At 57.5% G+C, this 3,311-nt stretch carries 3 protein-coding genes; all 3 read right to left on the bottom strand.

Features of this window, described 5'->3' with window-relative positions:
* Positions 1-56: 56 nt before the first annotated feature.
* On the bottom strand, positions 57-278 hold the full coding sequence (locus JQ566_RS34400; protein ID WP_249139973.1) for a hypothetical protein: 222 nt from the start codon (positions 276-278) through the stop codon (positions 57-59).
* A 211-nt stretch (positions 279-489) separates the two neighbouring features.
* Entirely contained in the window at positions 490-1,107 is a 618-nt protein-coding gene (locus JQ566_RS34395; protein WP_212380676.1) for a tetratricopeptide repeat protein, read from the bottom strand.
* Between the two features lie 429 nt (positions 1,108-1,536).
* Positions 1,537-1,977, bottom strand: a complete 441-nt coding sequence (locus JQ566_RS34390) for a hypothetical protein (RefSeq protein WP_212380674.1) — start codon at positions 1,975-1,977, stop codon at positions 1,537-1,539.
* Positions 1,978-3,311: the final 1,334 nt, after the last annotated feature.

The raw sequence follows: 3,311 nt of genomic DNA, 5'->3' as shown, positions 1-3,311 counted from the left end.
GATCGCGAGCACGATCTTCTTCAGGTCGGTCTCGGTAATGCCGGGTACGTAAGCCGTCATAGCGTGCCGTTGGGTGTGAGATCGGGAACGACGCCGGCGCAGAAGGACCAGTTGGTCGCGGCCGGGATGCGGACCGTGAAACGGGAGTAGCGGGTGTCGCGGCGGACGTCGCAGCGGCCGGTCCGGGCATTGACCAGCACTTCCGCGCCCGGTGTTGCTACCGCGGCCGGCGTATCGCGCCAGGACACCGAGCCGAACAGCGTTGCGGCGTCTGTCACCGGGCGGAAGCCGCGGATGGTGATGCGGTTCTCGTCCGTGCCCTGCTCCGCGCTCCAGGTGTTGTTTCGAGACTGGGGTCAGCGGAAGAAACTGAGCAGATGACCGCGTGAGAAACGCTCCTGATCGCCTGGATATCGAGCTGTACCTCAGCGCGGCCACGGTCGATGCGGCGGATCGCTGATGAGCCGTCAAAGAATGCGACCGACGCTTTTACATCCAATCGCTTGCCGGTTCGTATTTCGGTGGTTCGTCAGCTAAACTGTCCTCCGGACGCCTTGGACGAAACTCGTTGTAACGCTCGAGGACGTTCCTTCGAATGAGGCCTGGGGGGGCGCGATCGACAAAATCGCGCTCGCGACCAATATCGGGAATACCCGGCACCATTTGAAGAGACATGATTTCCTCGAGCACGTCGGACAACTCGTCACCGCGAGATAGTTTCAGCAAGATCCGAGCCTTGTCGCCTAGGGCTTCCCGGCGAGAAAATCCGGTCCGACGCGCACGCGCCAATGCAACATCAATACACTTGAGCGCTTGCTCGGGTTCATCGAGCGCCCAGAAATAGATGGACGTCTTAGTAATTGCAGCGCGAACGTCGTCAGGAAAGCGATCCGACACCTGATCGAGTGTCTGGACTGCTTCGTCAATTCGTCCGGCCTGACGCAACAGCCCCGCGAGTTCAAGGGCAAGGAAGTGATAGTCGTCACCATCTGCTTGCTGCGCCCGCTCACCAACGATGTCGATGACGCGATGAAGCGGCTTTTCTTGGCGCAATTGCCATACCCAATCAGCCAGTTTCAAAAGGGGATCATCGCGCTCGATCGTCATTTCCCGGGCTCCTCCCGAGCACATATTCGAACGCCACAAGCAATCTTGTCAACTTCCTGCCTGCAGCAGGCTGTCAGCGACCTATATTGATGAATACCTCCTCATCCGGATCCAGACTCCATTTCCTCGGCTCCCACGGCGGCGGCGTCCCACCATTTCGGTTGCAGGCATCCCAAGGCTCCGATGCTCGGGCCAGCCATCCCCAATAATGGTGCGGGTGCGCATACTCGCTGTCCCTCCATCGCTTGTGGCATTCATTCTCTTCATCCCACTTGCGGCTCGTACAATAGTCATCATCATCGCCACCGTCGGAGGTAGGTCGATCTCAGGGAACGCTGCGAATTCTCAGGATCTCGGATGACGATTTTTGAAGTCAGTCAATGTTGTCGACGTCCTGCACATATCCGCATCAGGATGTTTCTTTGCGAATTATATCTCCTCGACATACCAAAATCTATTCCGCATCCAGAATCTCGTGCCCGCTGGAATCTCTCTCTCTATATTCTCAAAGTCTCTTATTCGGCCCAGGCGCTTTAGGCAGGCTGCTTGCCTCAATCGAGCGTCATCGAGAAAAAACACCTCGTCGTAGGCTAAGGACAATCGCACGAGTTCTCTTGAGACGAGCTCAGCGTCTCTCCAATACTCCCACTCCATCAGATTGAAATTTAAGGCATTGAGACCGGAGAGAAGGTATCTCACGTGTGAGCGCAGTCCTTCCAGCTGGCCGAGCTTCTCTTGAAGTGCCTCTGGCAGCCCGGCAAGACTAGCTTCCTCCGGCGACGCCGCTCGTGCAGCTCTCAGAAGACGCTCGAGCTCATCATATAATAGCTCGAACGAGAGCGACACAATCCTTGTGGATAGCGATGACATCATAGCTCTCTTGGCGCAGTTGCGCAGGTCGCGCCGGGGTCGCGTCTATCTTAAACCCAAGCAATTATAGAAGCATGACTATGTCACTTCACGGGATCGGCATCTAGCGCTATTCCGGTGCGTCATCCCTGGATTCTCGATCCCTTCGCTTCTTTTGGACCGCTTCATTGTTGCGCTTCGCACGTTCCTTACCACTAAGTCCTTCCTTAAGTGGCTTTCCGCCGCACCGAGCGCTTACGAGACTCTCGATGCAGTCATTTAAACTCCACTCTCGACGGCCAAGCGGCCTCGACTGCGGGCCATAACCGCGCGGGCCTCTGAACCCGTCCTCGCAAGTTTTTCGCGCTTCTGCCCATTCGTCGTCGCACCCCTCGTAATTCTCTCCGCCGGCTTCAGTCTCTGGTGCCAAGGGTGGAGACTTTTCGACGGTCGTCAGTCGTCTGATGTTTGGGTCTGGCCGTTGCGCCTTGGGCGTGTCGTCATCTTTGTCCGACGACATGCCCCGTTCGGGTTCTGTATTCGGATTGGGTTCAGGCTGTGGAGGAAAAACTCGCTGCGGTTTTTCGACTAGATCGTCCAAAGCTTGGATGATCGTCAGGAGTGCTCCTAAAGCGCCGGGGATTCGTCCCGGCAGGCGCGGGCCTGGTGGATGGGAATTTCCGATAGGAGCATCCCCAGCACGAGAGAGGAATGAACTGATACCGGCTCGGGGCTGCTCCAGGGGCCCGCTGCGCAATACCGCTGCAGGGCCTGTGGTAGTCGCATCAGCGACCGTCCAGCCTTTCACCGGGAACAGATTGGCTCGATCGGATACCAGTGGCTGGAAGAGCTGCCCTCTCGCGAGATTCGAGCTCCTGTTCAAGCCCGCACTGATGGGCGAACTCGGCGGGTTATCGGTGTACTGCAACAAGTCAAGATCTGTGGGCCGCGTGAGGAACTGCTGCCAGGGATCAACAGGCACGCGATCGGATCCTCGCCAACTATCAGCATTAGACATCATCTCTCCTCGAAATTCATTGAGTTAAACACTACGGTAATGCCCGATACCTTTTGCACTTGGGTGCATCGGATCGGAGTTTTCGTTGATCGCGAGCGAAGTCAGAGACGCCCGGACAGGCCAGTCGCAAATTGAGACGAACAGGCCAGCTAAGCGATGATCTGCGTGATCTTCCCAGGATCTCTCACCCCACCACCGCATACAAGAACACCCGCCCCGTCGTCGCGGAGTTCGTGTGCGCGATCGTGAACGCGCCGTTCGTAACCGCGCTCACATACATCGCCCCATTGCCGACCTCCGCCGCCGCATTCGCTGACGCCGGCACCAGGATCGGCAC

It is taken from the genome of Bradyrhizobium sp. SZCCT0231 (genome assembly GCF_018130245.1).
GTDB lineage: Bacteria > Pseudomonadota > Alphaproteobacteria > Rhizobiales > Xanthobacteraceae > Bradyrhizobium > Bradyrhizobium japonicum_F.
The sequence above is the reverse complement of the archived record's forward strand: the minus strand, read 5'-3'. Positions and strand labels throughout refer to the sequence as shown.

Excerpts from the sequence above, each read along its gene's own strand:
- JQ566_RS34395 (WP_212380676.1), bottom strand. The coding sequence starts at position 1,107 with ATGACGATCGAGCGCGATGATCCCCTTTTGAAACTGGCTGATTGGGTA.
- JQ566_RS34390 (WP_212380674.1), bottom strand. The coding sequence starts at position 1,977 with ATGTCATCGCTATCCACAAGGATTGTGTCGCTCTCGTTCGAGCTATTA.